Annotated in this window: 17 protein-coding genes; 11 read left to right on the top strand and 6 right to left on the bottom strand. The window is 42.9% G+C overall.

Annotated elements, in window-relative coordinates; translation table 11 throughout:
- The first annotated feature begins 115 nt into the window (after positions 1-115).
- Positions 116-2680, top strand: coding sequence for an ATP-binding protein (locus OCV19_RS20745; RefSeq protein ID WP_065675847.1), 2565 nt, complete (start codon positions 116-118; stop codon positions 2678-2680).
- A 32-nt stretch (positions 2681-2712) separates the two neighbouring features.
- On the opposite strand, the gene OCV19_RS20740 is transcribed toward OCV19_RS20745, so the two are convergent.
- The 3 genes from OCV19_RS20740 to OCV19_RS20730 all read right to left on the bottom strand — a co-directional run bounded on the left by OCV19_RS20740 (position 2713) and on the right by OCV19_RS20730 (position 4281).
- The gene (locus OCV19_RS20740; protein WP_065675848.1) at positions 2713-2949 is read right to left on the bottom strand and encodes an SMP domain-containing protein; all 237 of its coding nucleotides are present in this window, start codon (positions 2947-2949) and stop codon (positions 2713-2715) included.
- A gap of 164 nt (positions 2950-3113) precedes the next feature.
- The gene (locus OCV19_RS20735; RefSeq protein WP_065675849.1) at positions 3114-3740 is read right to left on the bottom strand and encodes a D-Ala-D-Ala carboxypeptidase family metallohydrolase; all 627 of its coding nucleotides are present in this window, start codon (positions 3738-3740) and stop codon (positions 3114-3116) included.
- A 226-nt stretch (positions 3741-3966) separates the two neighbouring features.
- The gene (locus OCV19_RS20730) at positions 3967-4281 is read right to left on the bottom strand and encodes a DUF496 family protein (protein WP_004730049.1); all 315 of its coding nucleotides are present in this window, start codon (positions 4279-4281) and stop codon (positions 3967-3969) included.
- Between the two features lie 195 nt (positions 4282-4476).
- On the opposite strand from OCV19_RS20730, the gene OCV19_RS20725 reads away from it, so the two are divergent.
- The 5 genes from OCV19_RS20725 to luxQ all read left to right on the top strand — a co-directional run bounded on the left by OCV19_RS20725 (position 4477) and on the right by luxQ (position 9681).
- Positions 4477-4677 (top strand): hypothetical protein, encoded by a 201-nt coding sequence (locus OCV19_RS20725; protein WP_065675850.1) that lies wholly within the window; start codon positions 4477-4479, stop codon positions 4675-4677.
- 56 nt (positions 4678-4733) lie between these two features.
- Entirely contained in the window at positions 4734-5390 is a 657-nt protein-coding gene (locus OCV19_RS20720; protein WP_019823422.1) for a YceH family protein, read from the top strand.
- Positions 5391-5705, top strand: coding sequence for a GIY-YIG nuclease family protein (locus OCV19_RS20715; protein ID WP_019823424.1), 315 nt, complete (start codon positions 5391-5393; stop codon positions 5703-5705). It abuts the gene before it with no gap.
- A 308-nt stretch (positions 5706-6013) separates the two neighbouring features.
- Complete coding sequence (locus OCV19_RS20710; protein WP_065675851.1) at positions 6014-7108, top strand: autoinducer 2-binding periplasmic protein LuxP; 1095 nt, start codon at positions 6014-6016, stop codon at positions 7106-7108.
- Complete coding sequence (gene luxQ / locus OCV19_RS20705; protein WP_065675852.1) at positions 7108-9681, top strand: quorum-sensing autoinducer 2 sensor kinase/phosphatase LuxQ; 2574 nt, start codon at positions 7108-7110, stop codon at positions 9679-9681. The genes OCV19_RS20710 and luxQ overlap by 1 nt, the downstream gene beginning before the upstream one ends.
- A 59-nt stretch (positions 9682-9740) precedes the next feature.
- Here luxQ and OCV19_RS20700 read toward each other — a convergent pair whose 3' ends face one another.
- Positions 9741-10400 carry a PilZ domain-containing protein gene (locus OCV19_RS20700; RefSeq protein ID WP_065675853.1) on the bottom strand — a complete coding sequence of 220 codons (660 nt, stop codon included), beginning with the start codon at positions 10398-10400 and terminating at the stop codon, positions 9741-9743.
- A gap of 194 nt (positions 10401-10594) precedes the next feature.
- Between OCV19_RS20700 and OCV19_RS20695 the strand changes: the two genes are divergently transcribed.
- Positions 10595-10945, top strand: coding sequence for a HopJ type III effector protein (locus OCV19_RS20695; RefSeq protein WP_065675854.1), 351 nt, complete (start codon positions 10595-10597; stop codon positions 10943-10945).
- A gap of 134 nt (positions 10946-11079) precedes the next feature.
- Here the strand turns inward: OCV19_RS20695 and OCV19_RS20690 are convergent, their stop codons facing one another.
- A complete protein-coding gene (locus OCV19_RS20690) occupies positions 11080-11388 on the bottom strand; it encodes a DUF1289 domain-containing protein (protein WP_083994281.1) in 309 nt (102 codons plus the stop codon).
- A 159-nt stretch (positions 11389-11547) separates the two neighbouring features.
- Between OCV19_RS20690 and yegD the strand changes: the two genes are divergently transcribed.
- The 4 genes from yegD (at position 11548) to OCV19_RS20670 (ending at position 16239) form a co-directional block, all read left to right on the top strand.
- Complete coding sequence (yegD, locus tag OCV19_RS20685; protein ID WP_065675855.1) at positions 11548-12900, top strand: molecular chaperone; 1353 nt, start codon at positions 11548-11550, stop codon at positions 12898-12900.
- A gap of 485 nt (positions 12901-13385) precedes the next feature.
- Entirely contained in the window at positions 13386-14450 is a 1065-nt protein-coding gene (locus tag OCV19_RS20680) for a porin (protein WP_065675856.1), read from the top strand.
- Between the two features lie 373 nt (positions 14451-14823).
- On the top strand, positions 14824-15456 hold the full coding sequence (locus tag OCV19_RS20675) for a fumarylacetoacetate hydrolase family protein (RefSeq protein WP_065675857.1): 633 nt from the start codon (positions 14824-14826) through the stop codon (positions 15454-15456).
- A gap of 150 nt (positions 15457-15606) precedes the next feature.
- Entirely contained in the window at positions 15607-16239 is a 633-nt protein-coding gene (locus OCV19_RS20670) for a LysE family translocator (protein ID WP_059018985.1), read from the top strand.
- A gap of 106 nt (positions 16240-16345) precedes the next feature.
- Here OCV19_RS20670 and OCV19_RS20665 read toward each other — a convergent pair whose 3' ends face one another.
- The gene (locus tag OCV19_RS20665; RefSeq protein ID WP_065675858.1) at positions 16346-18052 is read right to left on the bottom strand and encodes a phospho-sugar mutase; all 1707 of its coding nucleotides are present in this window, start codon (positions 18050-18052) and stop codon (positions 16346-16348) included.
- Positions 18053-18291 lie beyond the last annotated feature (239 nt).

Raw genomic sequence — 18291 nt, 5'->3', positions numbered from 1 at the left:
CCTATTCTTAATTTGGGTTAGGTAAATTACTTTCGGGAAGGGAGTAGTTATAAAAATGATAAATATGTCAATTAGATGGCGTCTTATTTTTCTTTCCACGGTTTCTGTACTCATTATGTTCGGGTTTACAGTGAATGAAGTGCTTAAGAACGATGAGAAGATGAATCACCTTGAAACAACGCGTATTAAGGTCGAAGCGCTTCAATCTTTTAATACGGTATCAAGTGATGCTTATCGATGGTTGGTGCTGTCTAATGACTCCCCTGAGAAAGGTCAGTTACTTTTAACGTTGCAATCAGAACTGGATAGACTGACTCAGTATGGAATGCGACTTCAACAGTTCGACAGCAATTGGAGTATTGATCCTCAGTTAGCTGAATTGAAAAAGCTGTTGATGACCCTAGCTAGTACATCTGAAACCAGAGACAGCAGACAATCGACAGAGCGCGCTTTCGACTTATTAAAAGACGTGCTAATGGATCTGTCTGAATATCGCATGGCCTTAGTCGATGAAAATATTGGTCAAGCGGATGCGATGTTCATCAATCTTACGCATTACGTGTTTTGGACTCAGAGAGAAGCGTGGTTAAGTTTCAGTTTGTATCGCTCGCCAGAGTTTAAAAACCAATACTTGCTGAGCTATGTCGGTGCACTAGAGAGGCAGCAACAGCTATTAGATACCTTTTTCCGTTCGGATACGCGTTCTCCAAACATTAGACAGTTGCTAAACGCTGTCGCCAAAGATGAATTCCAAGACAAGTTCACATCTCGGATCCTCAAAGGGGACTTTTCATCACCCGAAATATATCAACACTTGAAAAGCTTAGAGGTTAAAAAACGGGCTATTTCAAACGCGATTGGCGCTTACACCAATCAAATACAGTTTGAACTGACCAAGAATATCGCGTTGCAGAAAAGGCAAACCTTGGTCATGACGTTGCTTATACTCATCGCATCTGGTGTTTTGATGTGGCTTGGGGTTGCGACATCTCTGCGCTTAAACAGAAACCTGTCGATTATCTTGAAAGGTGTGTCGGAATGCGCTGATAGCTACGGCCAGCCAAAGGTGATTCGTATCCAAGGGAACGATGAGCTTGCCGAGTTCACTGAAACCCTAAATCGAGTGATGGAACGCAACTATCTGCACAACAAAGAGTTGATAACAGCAAAAGAAGACGCGATTTCGGCTAACAAAGCCAAAAGCGCATTCTTAGCCAATATGTCACATGAAATACGCACGCCACTTAACGGGATCATTGGCATGGCTGAGATCTTATCTCAAAGTCAACTGAGCCCAAATCAACAAGAAGTACTGGGGGATATCGAATCGTCCTCTCACTCTTTACTGGTGCTGCTGAATGACATACTCGACCTGTCTAAAATCGAGTCGGGTAACTTGATGTTGTCACCACACAATGCTGATTTGCGAGAAGCGGTTTATGACTCTGTGAGTGTGATTCAGTCGAAAGCGATAAGTAAGGATATTGAGCTCGACATCAATATCGATTATCAAACGCCGTCACAACTGTTTTTCGATGAGTACCGCGTGAGACAGGTGCTGACCAATCTGCTTTCTAATGCCATCAAATTTACGTCTAAGGGCACGATTACTACGGACATTGCTTATACACCTATGTCTATGGGCAGGGGCAAGCTTGAATGCAGTGTGTCTGATACTGGAATTGGGATTGAGCCAGAGAAGCTAGAGTCCATATTTGAACCTTTCACTCAAGAAGATGGCAGCATTACCCGCCAATTTGGTGGTACGGGGCTAGGGCTTGCGATTTGTCGACAGCTTGTTGATTTGATGGGTGGTTACATTACCGCGCGTTCAGTGAAAGGAGAGGGCTCTACATTCACGTTTTGTTTGTATGTCGATATTGTAGAAGCGCCTGTTCAAACTTTTGATAACCTGAGCCGAGCGACCATCATATCGAACTCTTTCAATTACCTTGATCAACTTGTTAAAGAGTGTGAGCGTTTGAATGTTCGAGCTAATGTGGTGTCATCCATTGCAGCCCTGAGTGAAAGTGTCAAAGAAAGCGACTTCATACTTTATTGTCATACCTTGCATCACTCTATGGAGAAAGATCTTGCGACGTTGAAGGCGATATATCCTCTTGCTCGCGTCATCGTTTGTCAGCATCACCTATTTAAAACCAACCTAATCAGAGAAACGGTTCACTCGACTCATACCTTGCCATTCTTGGGCCGACGTTTCTTAACCAGCTTACAATCTCTCGATGTGGGCGAAGAGCAAACGCCTCAAGTGGAAGCAAAAGATGAAGAAGTTCGCTCTCTGAATCGACGCATTTTGATCGTTGAAGACAATCTGATGAATCAAAAAATAGCGAGCTTCTTCCTTGAGCAAGCGGGTTATGAATATTTGATTGCCAGTAATGGCCAAGAAGCGGTGGATGTCATTACCCAAGGAGCTCAGTTTGATGCCATTTTAATGGACTGCATGATGCCTGTTATGGATGGTATAACAGCGACTCGTGCGATTCGCCAGTGGGAAGCCGATCAACAAGTCACACCATTACCCATCATAGCTTTAACCGCCAGTGTTCTAGAAGAAGATATCAAAGACTGTTTTGAAGCCGGTATGAACGCCTACTTACCGAAACCCTATAAATCTCATCAGCTGTACGATCTTTTCAGTAGCCTTGATATTGTCTAAGGGCTCCCTTATCAAGGCTAGCGCGACGCGACTTAACAAACTTCCAATCCAAGGTTGTATTGTGCAAGGCAACGACCGACATAGCTGATTTTCAACAAGGCTGCGACTAAGATGGTGCTGATGTGGGCGACGATTTGAATTGGCAGTGAGAAGTGATCGGCCATTGGATAAGCAACGATAATACTGAGAAGCATAAGCAAGGTTGTGATAGCTAGACTGAAGTTTGAAACAGAAAGCAGAGTTTGAAAGCGTTGAGTCATCGTCTTCATATTGAATTCCTAATTGCTATTAATAATTATGATACTTGTTATTAATAGCAATTAGCGTTCCATTTTTAATTTAATCATTAAATCAAGTGGTTAAAGTGTCCTGTTAACTGTGTGAGTCATAATGACTTTAGTGGTTATCATGTCCTTATGACTCTGCGATGTGATTACCACTGTCTAAATCCGCAAGTATCGATGTGGAATCGAACACCAGAATACAACCCCAGCCCAACGTTATTTTTTTGCCCAAATTCAGCATGAACCTTTTTAAGTTTCACGTGTAGATCTTCGCGAGTAATATCATTCGCAGGAACTAAGTCTAAGGCGCAGAATTCCAAGTGTTTACTTCGCAGTGCACCACCAGCTTGTTGATTGTAGATATTGGTTCGCTCTCCGGACACAGGGATAACAACACCGATTTCAGGCTCAATATATTGTTGTATGTACTTCAGGGTATTGATCATGTTTGGCACATGTTTCTTATTTGGGAGGGTAAACAAGGTTGTATTACTCATTGCCCAATCCGTCCCTTGCAATAGAACGAGATGCAGAGGCATGCTCTGAGTGACGCCATTGTCCTTGAGTTGTTGTCCGATCGCTCTCACTTGGTCTTGAGCGTGATTGAGGAGCATCCAACCTCGAAATGCTGATCGGGTCGGAACCTTGTAGCCATGAACATCGACCACGAGATCGTCATAAGTGATTTCGGTTTCTTCGGTATAAAGTTTCTCAAATTTTTCAGGGTAAGGTTGTGTCGTTGATAACGCCAAGGTAATCAGAATACTTCCGTACATAAAGTCTCTCCATCGCTAGTGTACACTCGTTATTTAGTTTGATACTGCTGTTGAGTTTCATTCATTTTGCTTAGGTACGCTTAAGTCTAGACGGTTAGGTTTAGATGCTTAGGTCTAGATGCTTAGGTCTAGATGCTTAAGTATAGACGCTGGAGTTTAGGTACAAAAAAACCCACTACTATGAGTGGGTTACTAACATTGTTACAAGTAAATTAGCGAGGTTAGATTACTTCTTACCTTGAGTTTGCTTGTCTTCTTCTGTCAGTTCACGAATGCGACGGCTGATGTCACGGCGAGCTTTAGAAATCTCAGCGCTCTTGATGATGTGGTCATCAACACGGTCTTCGTAGTCAGCTTTCATATTTTTGATAATGCCTAGGATTTCGTCGTGAGTCATCTCTGGCTTGATGTAATCAAGTAGGTTATCAAGAAGGTCGACACGCTTGCGGTTGTCACGAACTTTCTTTTCGTTGTCTAAAAGTTCACGCTTAAGTTTGTTCTTACGTCGTGCTTGGTTAACAATTTCAAATACGCTGCTCATAGATTCCTTTTCCTATTCGTCAAATACGTTGTCTGGTTCTGATTAAAGCACATCAATTGATGATGTAACAGTCTTTAGATCAAAGCAAAAGTAAGGTTGTTTAATTATTCGTCACTCTCGCTGATGTGTGATTGTTTTTATCTTACCGTTCAAGTTAGTATCCCATGTAGATACTGCATTGATACGAAATGTGAAATGAATCAACAACAATTGGAAAACGAAGAATTGGACGACAATGTCACTGAATCTTCAGCAGAACAAAACAAGCTTCGTGATGCGTATGTACAAGAGCGTACTTATTTGGAAGTCGTGGAAATAGAGCTAAATCGTTCTAAGATCATAATGATTGATGAACAGGGCAGAAAGAAACGAATACCAATTTTGTCTGAACACTAGTTACTGCATTGTTAGGTGTTGAGATGGAATTATCAAAATAATAAAAAGGAAAAACGATGAACACAGTACTTTCCCCAATTGAAGCGAGAATTATCGGTTGTTTGATCGAAAAAGAAGTCACTACTCCCGATCATTACCCACTGACACTGAACAGTTTAACCACGGCATGTAATCAAAAGAGTAACCGTGAACCTGTTCTCTCTCTTTCTGAGTCAGATGTTTTAGATGCGGTTGATGGTTTAATTGGACGTCGCATGGTGAGTGATGAGAGCAGCTTCAATAGCCGTGTTAATAAGTATCAGCATCGTTTCTGCAACACTGAGTTCGGTGATCTGCAATTTACAGAGCAAGAGCGTGCAATCATTTGCTGTATGTTACTGCGCGGCGCGCAAACGCCTGGTGAACTTCGTACTCGAACGGGTCGCCTTGCAAACTTTAGTGATGTGAAAGAAGTAGAAGCAACATTAGACAAACTCGCTGCAAGAGAAGCAGGTGCCTTGGTTGTGAAGCTGCCACGCGAAGCGGGTAAACGTGAATCACGCTACCAGCACTTGTTGAGCGGTGAAGTGGATGTTGAAGCGTTTGCGACGGCATCAGTAAGTGCGGCTGCCCCCTCTGCAACGAGTGAAAAGTTTGAAGAGCTTGAGTCTGAAGTTGCAAGCCTACGAGCAGAAGTGGCAGAGCTTAAGGCTCTGGTTGAATCACTGCTTTAAATGTCAGATGCTGATAAAAATGCGGATTGGGTCGTGTACTTGATCCGCAATCGTCACAATGCCCTTTATTGTGGCGTGACGAACAATCTAGAACGTCGATTTGAACAACATCAAACCGGTAAAGGCGCCAAAGCTTTAAAAGGTAAAGGCCCGCTAAAGCTGGTTTGGAGTTTTGATGTTGGCTCAAAAAGTGAAGCATTGAAAACCGAATATGCGATTAAGCAATTGCCCAAATCCCGCAAAGAAAAACTGGTATCACTCAAACTGATTATTGAGTGGCAAAAAGACAAAATTCAATATATCGAAGTCTCATAATTCATAGCCAAAATATTTGTTATTGATTAAATCTTAATAATATAAGGGTCTATAATAAATTAAGCTAAGCTTTTGAATTTAAACGTTAATTAATCCTAAGGTGAATGGGCTGAAATCATGATTGAACTGGTCGTTGTTAATCTCCATTCCAAATTAATATATTGCTCATTTAGAATGTCGTTCTAATTAGTGTTAGACGCTATCATTTATCATCGTTGTCCTACATAATATCCATTAGCCATACAAAGAGATGGTGTCATGCTAGGTTAAAAAATGAGCCAAAGTAGCTCATACAAAACGAGAAAAATATGAAACGTTTACTGATGTTGTTTGGACTTGCCGTATTTTCTGCGTCCGCTCTCTCCCATGGTACTCATGTCCTCAATGGGTACTGGGAATACCAAGATTATCTTTCCATTTTTCCAGAGCAAAAAGCATTGACCGATAAAATGGTCGAGGCTGTACAAAATCACCCTGTGCCATTGAGAAGAATCCAAGACGAACCAATTACGATTTCCGTGGTGTATCCGGGTCAACAGATCTCGGATTACTGGGTTCGTAATATTCAAGCTTTTGAGAAGCGTCTCGATAGGCTGAAGATCCGCTACCAAATAAATCAAGTATTTACCCGTATTAATGCCGATCTCGCGCAGCAGAGTATTTCGTTGCAAGAAGCGATTGAAAACAAGACGGATTATTTGATTTTCACACTAGATACCACGCGCCACCGCAAGTTTATCGAGCACGTGTTGACCTCTACTGACACCAAACTCATTCTGCAAAATATCACGACGCCAGTGCGAGCTTGGGCAGATAGACAGCCATTTATGTATGTGGGTTTTGACCATGCGACAGGCAGCTTAAAACTGGCGGACTATTTTAAACAAGTAAGTCCACCAGACAGTAAGTATTCTGTTTTGTATTACTCACAAGGCTATATCAGTGATGCGCGTGGAGATACTTTTATCCATGAAGTGAATACTGATACCAACTTTACCCTTAAGTCTTCGTTTTACACAAAATCAAACAAAGACAGTGGCTACCAAGCGGCTAAAATCAGCATAGAGAACGATAAGGATCTAGACTTTATCTATGCATGTTCAACGGATGTCGCTCTCGGTGCAATGGAAGCGATTCGTGAATCGGGCCAAGACATCTTAGTGAATGGTTGGGGAGGCGGCTCTGCTGAACTTGAAGCCATTGCAAGGGGCGACCTAGATGTTACTGTCATGCGTATGAACGACGATACAGGCATTGCAATGGCAGAGGCGATCAAGTGGGATCTAGCCGGTTTGGAAGTGCCTACCGTTTACTCTGGTGAATTTGAAATTGTCACCAAGGAAGATTCCCCAGAACGTATTTCAGAACTTAAACAGCGGGCATTTAGGTACTCAGGTCACTAATGAAGAAAAGTTACGCCAGTACACCTAGAAACACTTTAGCTAGACTCATTACGCGTATCGTTATTTTGGTGATAGGCGTGATGGCACTTGGCGTGCTTATTCATAATTATGAAACCAGCAGTAATATCGTACAGCAAGAGACGAATCGAACGGTACAGCAAACCTCAAGCCTGATCCAAAACATGTTTGATTATCGTTTGTCGGTGCTGCAAATCCATCAAGACAGTAGCTCACACAGTGAAACTCTCAGAGAGTATTTTGATACGGGTAATGACGAGACTCTGAGCTACTTTTTCTTTGGTGTTGACCAACGTGAACCGGACCATGCGCCAGATTTACGCTTTGCCTCAACCCACGATGGTTTGGTTTGGGAAGACGGCAACGGTCAATTTTATGGTTTGGATGAGTACAACTTAAAGCATATTTCTGATGAGGTTTCGTTCAGCAGTAATTGGCATTTTATTAAACTGAGGACAGATATAGGTAAGCGTCACTTGTTGGCTCGCCGTACCCCTATTGTTGATAACGCTACTGGGGAAGTCCTTGGTCAACTCTATATCGCCATTGTGCTTGATAATAACTTCTCTTTGGCTGAGTCAATCCAACAAGGCAGTAACTGCGAAAATATCGTTATTGAAGCGCACGGTACACCGGTGACATCGACATTCAGTGGTGATGAAAGCTACACCATTACCGACATCCTCAATTATCAAATGTACGAACAGTTGCCGCGTCATTTCGTTACCATCGCAACCATTAAGATTAATGCTGTTGAAACTCCTTTAATCATTCGAGCTGTTCAAAAAAATAATAATTTCATTGCGTTAGAAGAGAATTATCAGCGTGCGATCATCGTGGTGATTGTGGTGATCATATTGATGTCTTTTTTTGCTCGAACTTGGATTCAAAAGAGAGTCTCAGCCGAGCTTGATAAGCTAATGGACTTTACTCGTTCGGCAAGTGCTAGCGAAGAGTACAACAAGTTCGATGGCTCTAACATTTTCGAATTTCATCATATTGGTTGTACTCTTGAAGACACCTTTGAGCGCTTATCTGAACAGAATCAAAAATTCCAAGATCTCTTTAACTTTGCTCATTCGCCTATCTTAGTTTGGTCTGAAAAAGGCGATTTGATTCAGATGAACCCCGCCGCTCGCATGGCGTTGTTCGATGCTGATGACAATTATGGTCCAATTGCCCAAGAGTTTGAGTATCGAATGCTGCCTAATATTCAAATGGTGGTTCAAGGATCTAAACTGACGGGTATTAACGTACCCATTGGTGAAAAGGTGTTTCGTTGGAACATGTCTGCTATTCGCGTGGAACACGGCATCACAGGAGTGGTGGTACAAGGGCAAGATATTACTAAGCTTATCGAGGCGGAACGACAGGCTGATCGAGCAAGAGAAGAAGCTGAGCATCTTGCGAATGTGCGAGCAGACTTCTTAGCTAAGATGAGTCATGAGATTCGCACGCCGCTCAACGGTATTCTCGGTGTGTCTCAGCTGCTGAAGCGCTCTATGCACAATGAAGATAATCGCGAGCAGGTGGATGTACTGTGTAATAGTGCGGAACATTTACTGGCGGTACTTAACGATATCTTGGACTTCTCAAAAATTGAGCAAGGGCAGTTTAATATTCAAAAGAAAGACTTCCGTTTAGGGGAGTTAGTTAATACTTTAGACAGCATCTATCGACCGCTGTGTGAAGATAAATCCGTCGAATTTACCATTGTGAATCACTTGGCTGATGATATTGAAATCAATACCGACCAAGTACGCCTCAATCAGATCATGTTTAATCTGTTGAGTAATGCTTTTAAATTCACTCATCAAGGCGGTATCTCCGTCAGCTTTGAGCTCGAGAGCATCTTTAACTCCGATCACGCCAGCTTAATCGTGCGAGTGCAAGATTCCGGAATTGGTATTGATGAAAGCAAAATTGATGCTGTTTTTGAACCCTTTGTTCAAGCCGAAGAGACCACCACTCGTGAATATGGTGGCACTGGTTTAGGACTTACAATTGTAAAAAATCTGGTCGATATGCTGGAAGGGGACATTCAAGTCCGCAGCGTGATAGGTCAAGGCTCAGAGTTCACGATAGAAATTCCTGTTATCGTACACGCCAAGCCGCTATTAGTCGATGCTAAGCAACAAGCTGAAGTTGAGCCAGAGGCGTTGTTTAGTCGACCTTTGAATGTGTTGCTGGTGGAAGACAATCACACCAATGCCTTTATTGCTCAGGCTTTCTGTAAGAAATATGGCATGGTCGTCACTTGGGCAAAAGATGGCTTAGAAGCGATAGAGATGGCTAAGACGATTACCTATGACTTGATCTTGATGGATAATCAGCTCCCTAATCTCGGTGGTGTAGAAACCACTCAGCAACTAAGAGGTGAGATTGGTGTGTCAGCCCCTATTTATGCGTGTACCGCTGATGCTCAAGAGTCAACTAGAGACAGCTTTATGGCCGCTGGGGCGAATTACGTGATTGTAAAGCCGATTAAAGAAGAGTCGCTCCACCAAGCGTTTGTTCATTTTAAAAACTCATACTGGAATGACACAGAGCACTAGGCTTTAACTTAGCGCTCTTAAACGGACTCTATTGAAGAGCAGTGACTAATTTGGTGCCTTTATATAGAGCCAGCGACAAAGGCTTGTTCCAACAGTAGCGTTTTTAACTCATCACTCATATCTAGGTGTTCAGGGAATTGGATACCTAACAGCCAGCCTTGTCTTTGCCTTTTCTTACTCAACACTTTGTAGACTAGATCGTCATCTAAGTACTCATTTAAGTCAGAATTAACTTTTATCTTCCAGCCGACATCAATATCTGATTGCTGGGTAAGATAGATACCGCACCCTGACGCTGAAAAATCGACCAGAGTGGCATCCAGCGACAAGGTATCAAAGGTGACTTCACAGCCGAGACGTACCTTATACCTTTCGTGTTCACGAATAGGCTTGGTTGCAAAGTTTGAGGGTGGGCGAAGGAAGATTAGATGTGCTGGTGAGGAGATATGAGCCAGTACATTGGTTTTGAACGCGACAATGTGCCCAAGTTCGGTGTCGGTAATCGCACGAACAATAATATCAACGTTTGTGAGCTTTCTCAGTGTCAGTGCTTCTGTCGCTTTTTGCGTAAGCTCTAGGATAAGGTACTGATCTTCTTTGTGCCCGATATAAAGTGTACTGATCTGGATTGAGTCGTCTGGGCCAAATTCCAATACACCTGCTGTTTTTGTACCTGGCTTTAGGTATCTGAACAGTTCTAAGTTTTTATCTTTATGCATATTCGTTACTGAATAATGTTAATCGTTTGATAAAATAATATAACGTCCTGATAAAACTATGTCATTATTTTCATTGAAGTAATTAGCAGCGTACAACAAAAAAGTGAATCGCTGTCTCAACTAAACAACAGCTTACTCTTGTCGTAAAACAAGATACACTGCTGACAGATATATACTTGATGGAGAAATAGTAAATGGAACTGGAAACCTTATTAAATACTCTGGCTGAAACCCCAGAGGCTGTGCAATTTGAAGATACAATGCAAGTGATCGAAGCTCACTATGATTTTTCTGAGAGCGAATTTCGTAATGGTGAGGTAGTGAACGCTGCAGGGCAGAATAATGGTTCGTGTAAGATTTTTGCTTTTGGTTTAGAGCAAGGCCTATCAGCAGAGCAAACACTTGCTTGTTTTGGTCAATTTTATCGTAACGACGTGCTAGGGTTTCCTGAGAACAGCGACCATCAAAATATTCGTAACTTCATGGTTCATGGCTGGAATGGTATCCAGTTTTCTCAGCCTGCGCTGGTTGCAAAAACGAAGTAGACACTAACTTGGTAACGATTAGGTCGAAACTTAATCTCAGTATTTTGAAGCGAGAACATAACCTCTCGCTTTTTTTGTCTGCGTTGAACCAGCTTGTAACTTGTTAACTAGTAACGAGCTGAATAGGTTCTAAGCTACTGAATAGGCAGGGCAGACAAGCACTTGCGGCATAGACATACTCCAGCCTTTGGAATATCGCTAGTATCTCGTTTTTCTAGGTCAAAACACCAACACGTCTCTTTGCCCGCACTGATATCGCATTGAGCTGGCTCATTACACTGTGGACATTGGTGAGTCGAACTCTCGCCACTAAGGTTATCCATGACTGACGTTCGTTCGTTTTCAGATAAGCCTTTCCAGCCTATAATCTCATCCATTGTTCGAAAGCAGCCACTACACATTCCGCCATTATTTTTACAAGCCGCTCGGCAAGGTGTTTTCATTTGTCTAACCTGTGATTCATTTGGGCTGAAATGTAGCATATTTGTTTCTTCTTGAAGAGCCGTTAGGCTAAGAAATTACTCAGTTAATTTTAGAAATGACCTCGTAATTTTTAGGCTTTTCATGTAGCATCTCGCCCCTTTTGTTGAGTGGGGGATATTATGTTTATTGGATTTGATTATGGAACAGCGAACTGTTCTGTCGCGGCGATGGTTAATGGAGAGCCAAGCCTGTTACCGCTCGAAGGTAACAACCACTATATTCCCTCAACCGTGTTTGCGCCTACTCGTGAGAGTGTTTCTGAACATCTATTCCGTCATTTGAATATCAAGCCGAGTGATGCGATCGGTGAGCAAGTTTTACGACGTGCGATCGCTCTGAACAGAGAAGAGAGTATCGACCTAGTACCAGAAGACATGGCATTTGGTCAGGCTGCGTTGGACTTATATTTAGAAGATCCTCGCGATGTTTATTATGTTAAGTCCCCTAAGTCTTTCCTTGGCGCGAGTGGACTGCATGATGTGCAGGTGAGCTTTTTCGAAGATTTAGTGTGCGCCATGATGGCAAATATCAAGAATCAAGCCGAACTCACGACTCAAGAGCAGATCAAGCAAGCTGTTATCGGTCGACCAATCAACTTCCACGGTCGAGGTGGTGAAGAAGCAAACAGACAAGCTGAAGACACCCTCACTCGCGCAGCTAAGCGTGCTGGTTTCCTTGATATCGCTTTTCAATTTGAGCCCGTAGCCGCAGGTCTTGATTATGAAAGCACACTAACTGAAAACCAAACGGTATTGGTTGTTGATATTGGCGGTGGTACCACCGATTGCTCATTATTGGAGATGGGACCAAGCTGGTCTGGTAAAGCGGATCGTACCCAGAGCTTGTTGGCACACAGTGGACAAAGGGTAGGGGGTAATGACCTCGATATCTATCTTGCATTCAAACAACTGATGTCACCTTTTGGTATGGGCAGCAAAGGCATTTCGGGTATTGATATGCCACTGACTCAATTCTGGAATCCAATTGCGATTAATAATGTTGAAGCTCAAAAGAACTTCTATTCAAGAGAAAACCTAGCGGCATTAAAATTACTTCGCAAAGAAGCGTCGGAGCCTCAAAAGCTAGAACGTTTGATGAAGGTTTATCACGACACCTTGGGCTACGGTATTGTGCGTAGAGCTGAAGAAGCTAAGATTGCGCTGGCAGAATCCTCTCAATATCGTGCTGAGATTAATGTTGCCTCTGAACTTGTCGAGGTAGATATCTCAGTCGAACAGATGGTTGAAGCGATTGAAACACCAAAGTCTAAGATGATTGAGTTGGTTAAAGAGGCGATTCAACAAGGCCAGAAAAAGCCAGACGTAATCTACATGACGGGTGGTTCAGCTCGTTCACCGATACTTCGTGAGGCCGTACAACAAGCTGTGCCGAACGTACCTATTGTGAGTGGTAATTACTTCGGTTCAGTAACCGCAGGTTTAGCTCGTTGGGCTGAGGTTTGCTTCAAATAAGAGTTCAATGATGAGTTATTAAGGGCAACCAGTCGCTGATTGGTTGCCCTTTTTTGTCTTTTCTCTAGTGAACTTTTAATTGAGCGATTTTTCCTAGCTCAAATTGGGATTTGTTTCACAAAGCTAAATATTTCAGCTGAGCTCTATGTGTTGCAAAATGTTTCAAGGGTAAAGGCGAGCCTCTCGATGGTCTGATGAGTTATCTTGGATTTAGATTTTTAATGCTTTTTTAGTGATTATAAAATCAAAAATAATCAAAGTGCTTATCTCAAAGAATGAAAGAAACTCCCAGTGCTTTCTGTATTATTTTTTGTTTTAAAAGATTTTTGTTTTTATGATGCGGTTTTTTATTTTATATATTTTAATGCAACTTTCTTGTCATTCGTATATTAGGGTTTGGCTACTTGTTAAATGCAGGTAACAACTTCTCCGTAAGCACGAGGTTGTTAGTGAATAACTCACCCAGTTACATAATGGATATGACAATGAATAAGAAACTTTTAGCGCTAGCAATTTCTGGTGCAGTATTTGGTACACAGGCAGTTGCAGTAGAACTTTACAACGAAGACGGCACAACATTCTCAGTTGGCGGCCACGTTTCAGTTGCAGTTGGTGACGTAAACAGCGCTGACCGTCTTAGTGAAGATGATATCGGTGTAGAGACTGTTTCTCCACGTATCAACTTCGGTGCAACTCACGACCTTGGTAACGGCTTCACTGCTGATGCTAAAGGTGAGTGGGCGCTAAACATGCTAGACGGCGGTGATGAGTCATTCACAACTCGTCTTGGTTACGTTGGTGTTTCTCACGATGATTACGGTCGTGCAGCAGTAGGTACTCAATGGGCACCTTACTACAACGTTGCTGGTGTTGCTGATATGCCAATCGCGTTCGCGAATGACTTCATCTACGATGACCACGGTAACCTAGGTACTGGTCGTGGTGAAGAGATGGTTAGCTACGCTAACGCATTAGATTTCGGTAATGCCGGTACGCTAGGTCTTGGTGTTGCATGGCAAGGTCGTAAAGCTGATACAGTTAAATACAGCGATGCTGTATCTCTAGATAACGAATACGGTAACCGTGCTCAGATTGCTCTGAACTACAACATCGCAGACTTCTCTGTGAACTACGCATACAACACTGGTGATGTAAGCTTTGATGGTATCTCTGGTTCAAAAACTGCGGATTCTAACGTTGTAAGTGCAACTTACGGTTCATACGGTTCAGGTCTATACCTTGCAGGTGTTTACGCTATGAACAACTACATGAACAAGACTTCTGCTGGTCCTCTAGAAGAGACAACGGCAGTTGAATTACTAGCGTCTTACGCTCTTTCTAACAGCCTTAATCTAAGCGTTAACTACGAAGCTGTAGAAGACGACAAGATGAGCGAAACAGTATTTGCTACAACTGCTCTACAAGCTGAATACAACTTCACATCTCAGTTCGTAGGCTTTGCTGGTTACCAGTTCGACCTACAAGGTTCTGGCGTGTACAAAGAAAAAGCTGACGACCAATGGCTACTTGGTGCTCGTTACTACCTATAAGTCGAAGACTTATTTAGCATAGTGTTTACTCCTTAAGTTTACCTTTTAGGATACTGTCCTAGACACCATGCTAAGCCCTCTCGAGCCTTTTGGTTTGAGAGGGCTTCTTTCGTTCTATACGTACGGTTTTAGCTTTTCCTTCATGTTCCCCTGCTATTCATTTTGTCTACGTAGTTATGATCTACGCAGCGATGATCTACGAAGTTATGGCTCTTGTCATCAGTTCTTATATGTCGCGATCTTCGGATAAAAGTATTTAAATCATTTAATTGAGCTAAAGATCAGAATTTAGATATTGGTAACCATCTTGTCGAAGACTCTCATTTTATGATGAGTTAAACTCTCCACTCCAAAAATAGTTCAGGGATAAACTATGAGCAGTGTTGTCGATCAGGAACAGCTGATGAATTCGAAACGAGCAGCAACTCCAACCAAGGTGCTGTGTGTTGGGCGTAACTATGTCGATCACATCGAAGAACTCAATAACGCAATTCCAGACTCTATGGTGGTTTTCAATAAACCGAGCACCAGTGTTACGTCATCTCTGTCTTCTTTTCATCAAGAAGCGCTGCACTACGAAGCAGAAATCTGTTTGATTGTTGAAAATGGTCAGTACTCCGCTGTGGGTTTAGGACTAGATCTCACCAAACGTGAATTACAAAGTAGCTTAAAAGCGAAAGGCCTACCTTGGGAGCGCGCCAAGGCGTTTGATGGTTCCGCTGTCTTGAGCCGTTTTGTACCCATTGATAACTTAGATCTCTCTGACTTAAATCTAGAGCTATTTATTAACTGTGTTCGCGTTCAAAAAGGGCACGTAGAGCAGATGCTTTACTCTCCACAAACTATCCTCGAAGAGTTATCTTCTTACACGACTTTGCTTGATGGTGATGTTGTAATGACAGGCACACCTAAAGGTGTTGGTGAGGTGCATCGAGGTGATATCTTCCTTGGCCGTCTAAAGTGTGGTGAAACGACATTGATTGAGATTGAGTGGGTAGCGAGTTAATTAATACTCTATGTTTAATTAATAAATTGGTTTGATTGGTTAAAGTTAGTTTTTAATTCGTACAATTTGCCACCTTACAACTAATTACATCTGGAAGGGTGTTGGTAATTGATATAAAATCCGCCTCCGTTTTTATCAATACTGAAACCCATGATCGACTTAGCCATCTTACCTGTTTACCTGACAGCCGTTGTTGCACTTCTTCTTTTACCTGGCCCTGATATGTTACTCATCGCGAGCTCAAGTATGAGCTATGGCCGCAAGGTTGGTGTGTTCGCAAGTTTAGGTAATGCAACTTCCGGAATCATCCTGACAGTATTGGCAGCGATGGGTGTTTCAGCATTGATCGCAATGAGCCCCGTCGCTCTAAAAGCCCTTCACCTCTTAGGCGGAACCTACTTATTGAAAATGGGGTGGGATTGCCTTCGAACAGAACAGGGTAACGCGCCTGAGTTAAGCGATAACTTTGCAGCAAAAGCCTACTATCAAAGAGCGCTAATCAGTAACCTGCTTAATCCAAAAGCCTTGGTTTTCTTTGTGATGTTCTTACCACAGTTTGTGTCGACGAATATTGAAGCGACTTCCGGTCAGCAGATGCTCGTTCTGGGTTTATTACTGAATGTTCTCGGCTTAACGTTTAACTTTTTGCTGGTGGCGTTAGTGGGTACGATTGGTAAATCTCTCGTAGAAAACGCGAAGTTTCGTACCTATCAACAGAAAGTGATGGGCGGAGTTTTCATCGTGTTAGCCATCTGGATGTTGTCGTCTTTCTTTACTTCGTAGACGAATCAAATCAGACATCTTCTCGTGGTTTGCCACTGAGACAAAAATGGACGCTTCGAGCGTCCATTTTTTATATTTAACCGTTACATGTTGAACGCGCTAACTGCTATGAATTTAACTCTTGTTGATGCTGTTCAATCAGCTTCTCTATGTACTGCTCACCGCGTAGGCGAGTGTCGTCATAGGTTTCTGTCCCTTCAAACTTTGTCACCGTCTCATAATAGACTTTCACTTTTGGCTCTGTGCCTGAAGGTCTTACGATAATGCGAGATCCATCCTCGAGGTGATAGATGAGTACGTCACTTGCAGGCAGGTTAATGGCTTCCGTATTGCCTCCAATGACGAAGCGTAAAGAAGACTGCAGATCTTCAATCACAGAGATAACGACACCGTTGATTGCTTTAGGCTGTGCCGAGCGGAGCTTAGAACCAATCGATGGTGAATCTGGGTCTAGTGCAATACTTCGTTGAGCGTTGGTGTGAACCCCATGTTCAAATGAAATCTGAGCGAGGAGATCCCAAACCGTTCGGCCTTGAGATTTTAACTCCTCAACCAATTGAGCAAACACGACAATAGCCGATAGCCCATCTTTGTCTCGTACCTGAGTACCAATTGTGTAGCCTAACGCTTCTTCATAGGCGAACAAGAACTCGTTCTGCTCATCTTCTAATTGCATGCCAATATTCGCTAACCATTTAAAACCTGTCAGCGTTTGGAAATAAGTCGCTCCATGAGATTGAGCCACTTTTTCTAGTAGGGTGGATGAGACGATGCTGTTACCAACTAACTGGTTTTTGGTATGAGGTTTTGATAACAAGTAATGCGCGAATAGCACACCAACTTGGTCACCTGTTAGCATTTTGTATGAGCCATCATCTGTTCTCACTGCAACCGCAAATCGGTCTGCATCTGGATCGTTGGCACAAGCAATGTCGGCATCGACACTTTTTGCTAAGTTAACCACCAAATCCATCGCGCCTTTTTCTTCCGGGTTCGGGAAGTTGACCGTCGGGAAATGACCATCGGGCTCTCTTTGCTCGGCGACGCTGAATACCTTATGGAAACCAGAATCATGAAGTAGATCCTCAGCCATTTGTGCGCCGACACCATGCATTGCGGTATAGGTAATAGTGGTGTTCGCCGATTCGATCTCTTTACTCACGTATGGGCTCTGATTGATCGCAGCGCGGTAGGTTTGATAATAGCCTTCAGTTAACCACACCAACTTTCCTTGCGTTTCAGCGTCACTTAGGCTCATTAAAGGGAGCGGCTTGGTTGATGCGATATCGATTTCAGCGGCAATGCCTGCATCGTGAGGAGGAATGATTTGAGCGCCATTCTCCCAGTACACTTTGAAACCATTGTATTCCGGTGGGTTGTGGCTGGCCGTCACCACAACGGCAGCGGCGGCGTTGAAGTGTTCAATACCAAAGGCAACGATAGGGGTCGCTGCGACATTCGAGGTTAGGTAAACCTTAATGCCTAAAGCCGTGAGCACGGAAGCGGTATCAATCGCGAACTGCTTGGAATCTAAACGGCCGTCATAACCGACGACCACACCGCGGATGGTCGCATTGGCGACATGTTCGATTAAGTAGTGGCCGAGCCCGGTTGCTGTTTCCTGTATGACTAAACGGTTCATTCGATTTGGGCCGCATCCAACTTTTCCTCTAAGCCCTGCTGTTCCGAACTCTAATCGTTGGGTAAAGCGGTCTTCAAGTTCGTCGTGCATTCCCTCATCGATGAGGTGTTGAAGTTCTTCACGAGTTCTTGGGTCTGGGTCTCTCGCTAACCAATTCATTGCATCTTGCATAATCACTAAACCTTTTAATGTCTGTATGACTTACTGTTGATTTAATTTAAGTGATATTGATTATCATTTCCATGAAAGCAATCGTAAAACTCGATATAAAATAAATTCCAACGGCAAGAGGGCACGTAGATTAAGCCACTTCAAATAATTGACTGTTTAGTAAGTAAACTTACCTTGAACAATTGGATATCACTAACTAGCCTTTTACATAAATATAACAAAATTTAACAAATTCGCCG

It is taken from the genome of Vibrio celticus, assembly GCF_024347335.1.
Taxonomy (GTDB): Bacteria; Pseudomonadota; Gammaproteobacteria; order Enterobacterales; family Vibrionaceae; genus Vibrio; species Vibrio celticus.
Note: the sequence above shows the minus strand (reverse complement) of the source record. Positions and strands in the feature narration are given on the sequence as shown.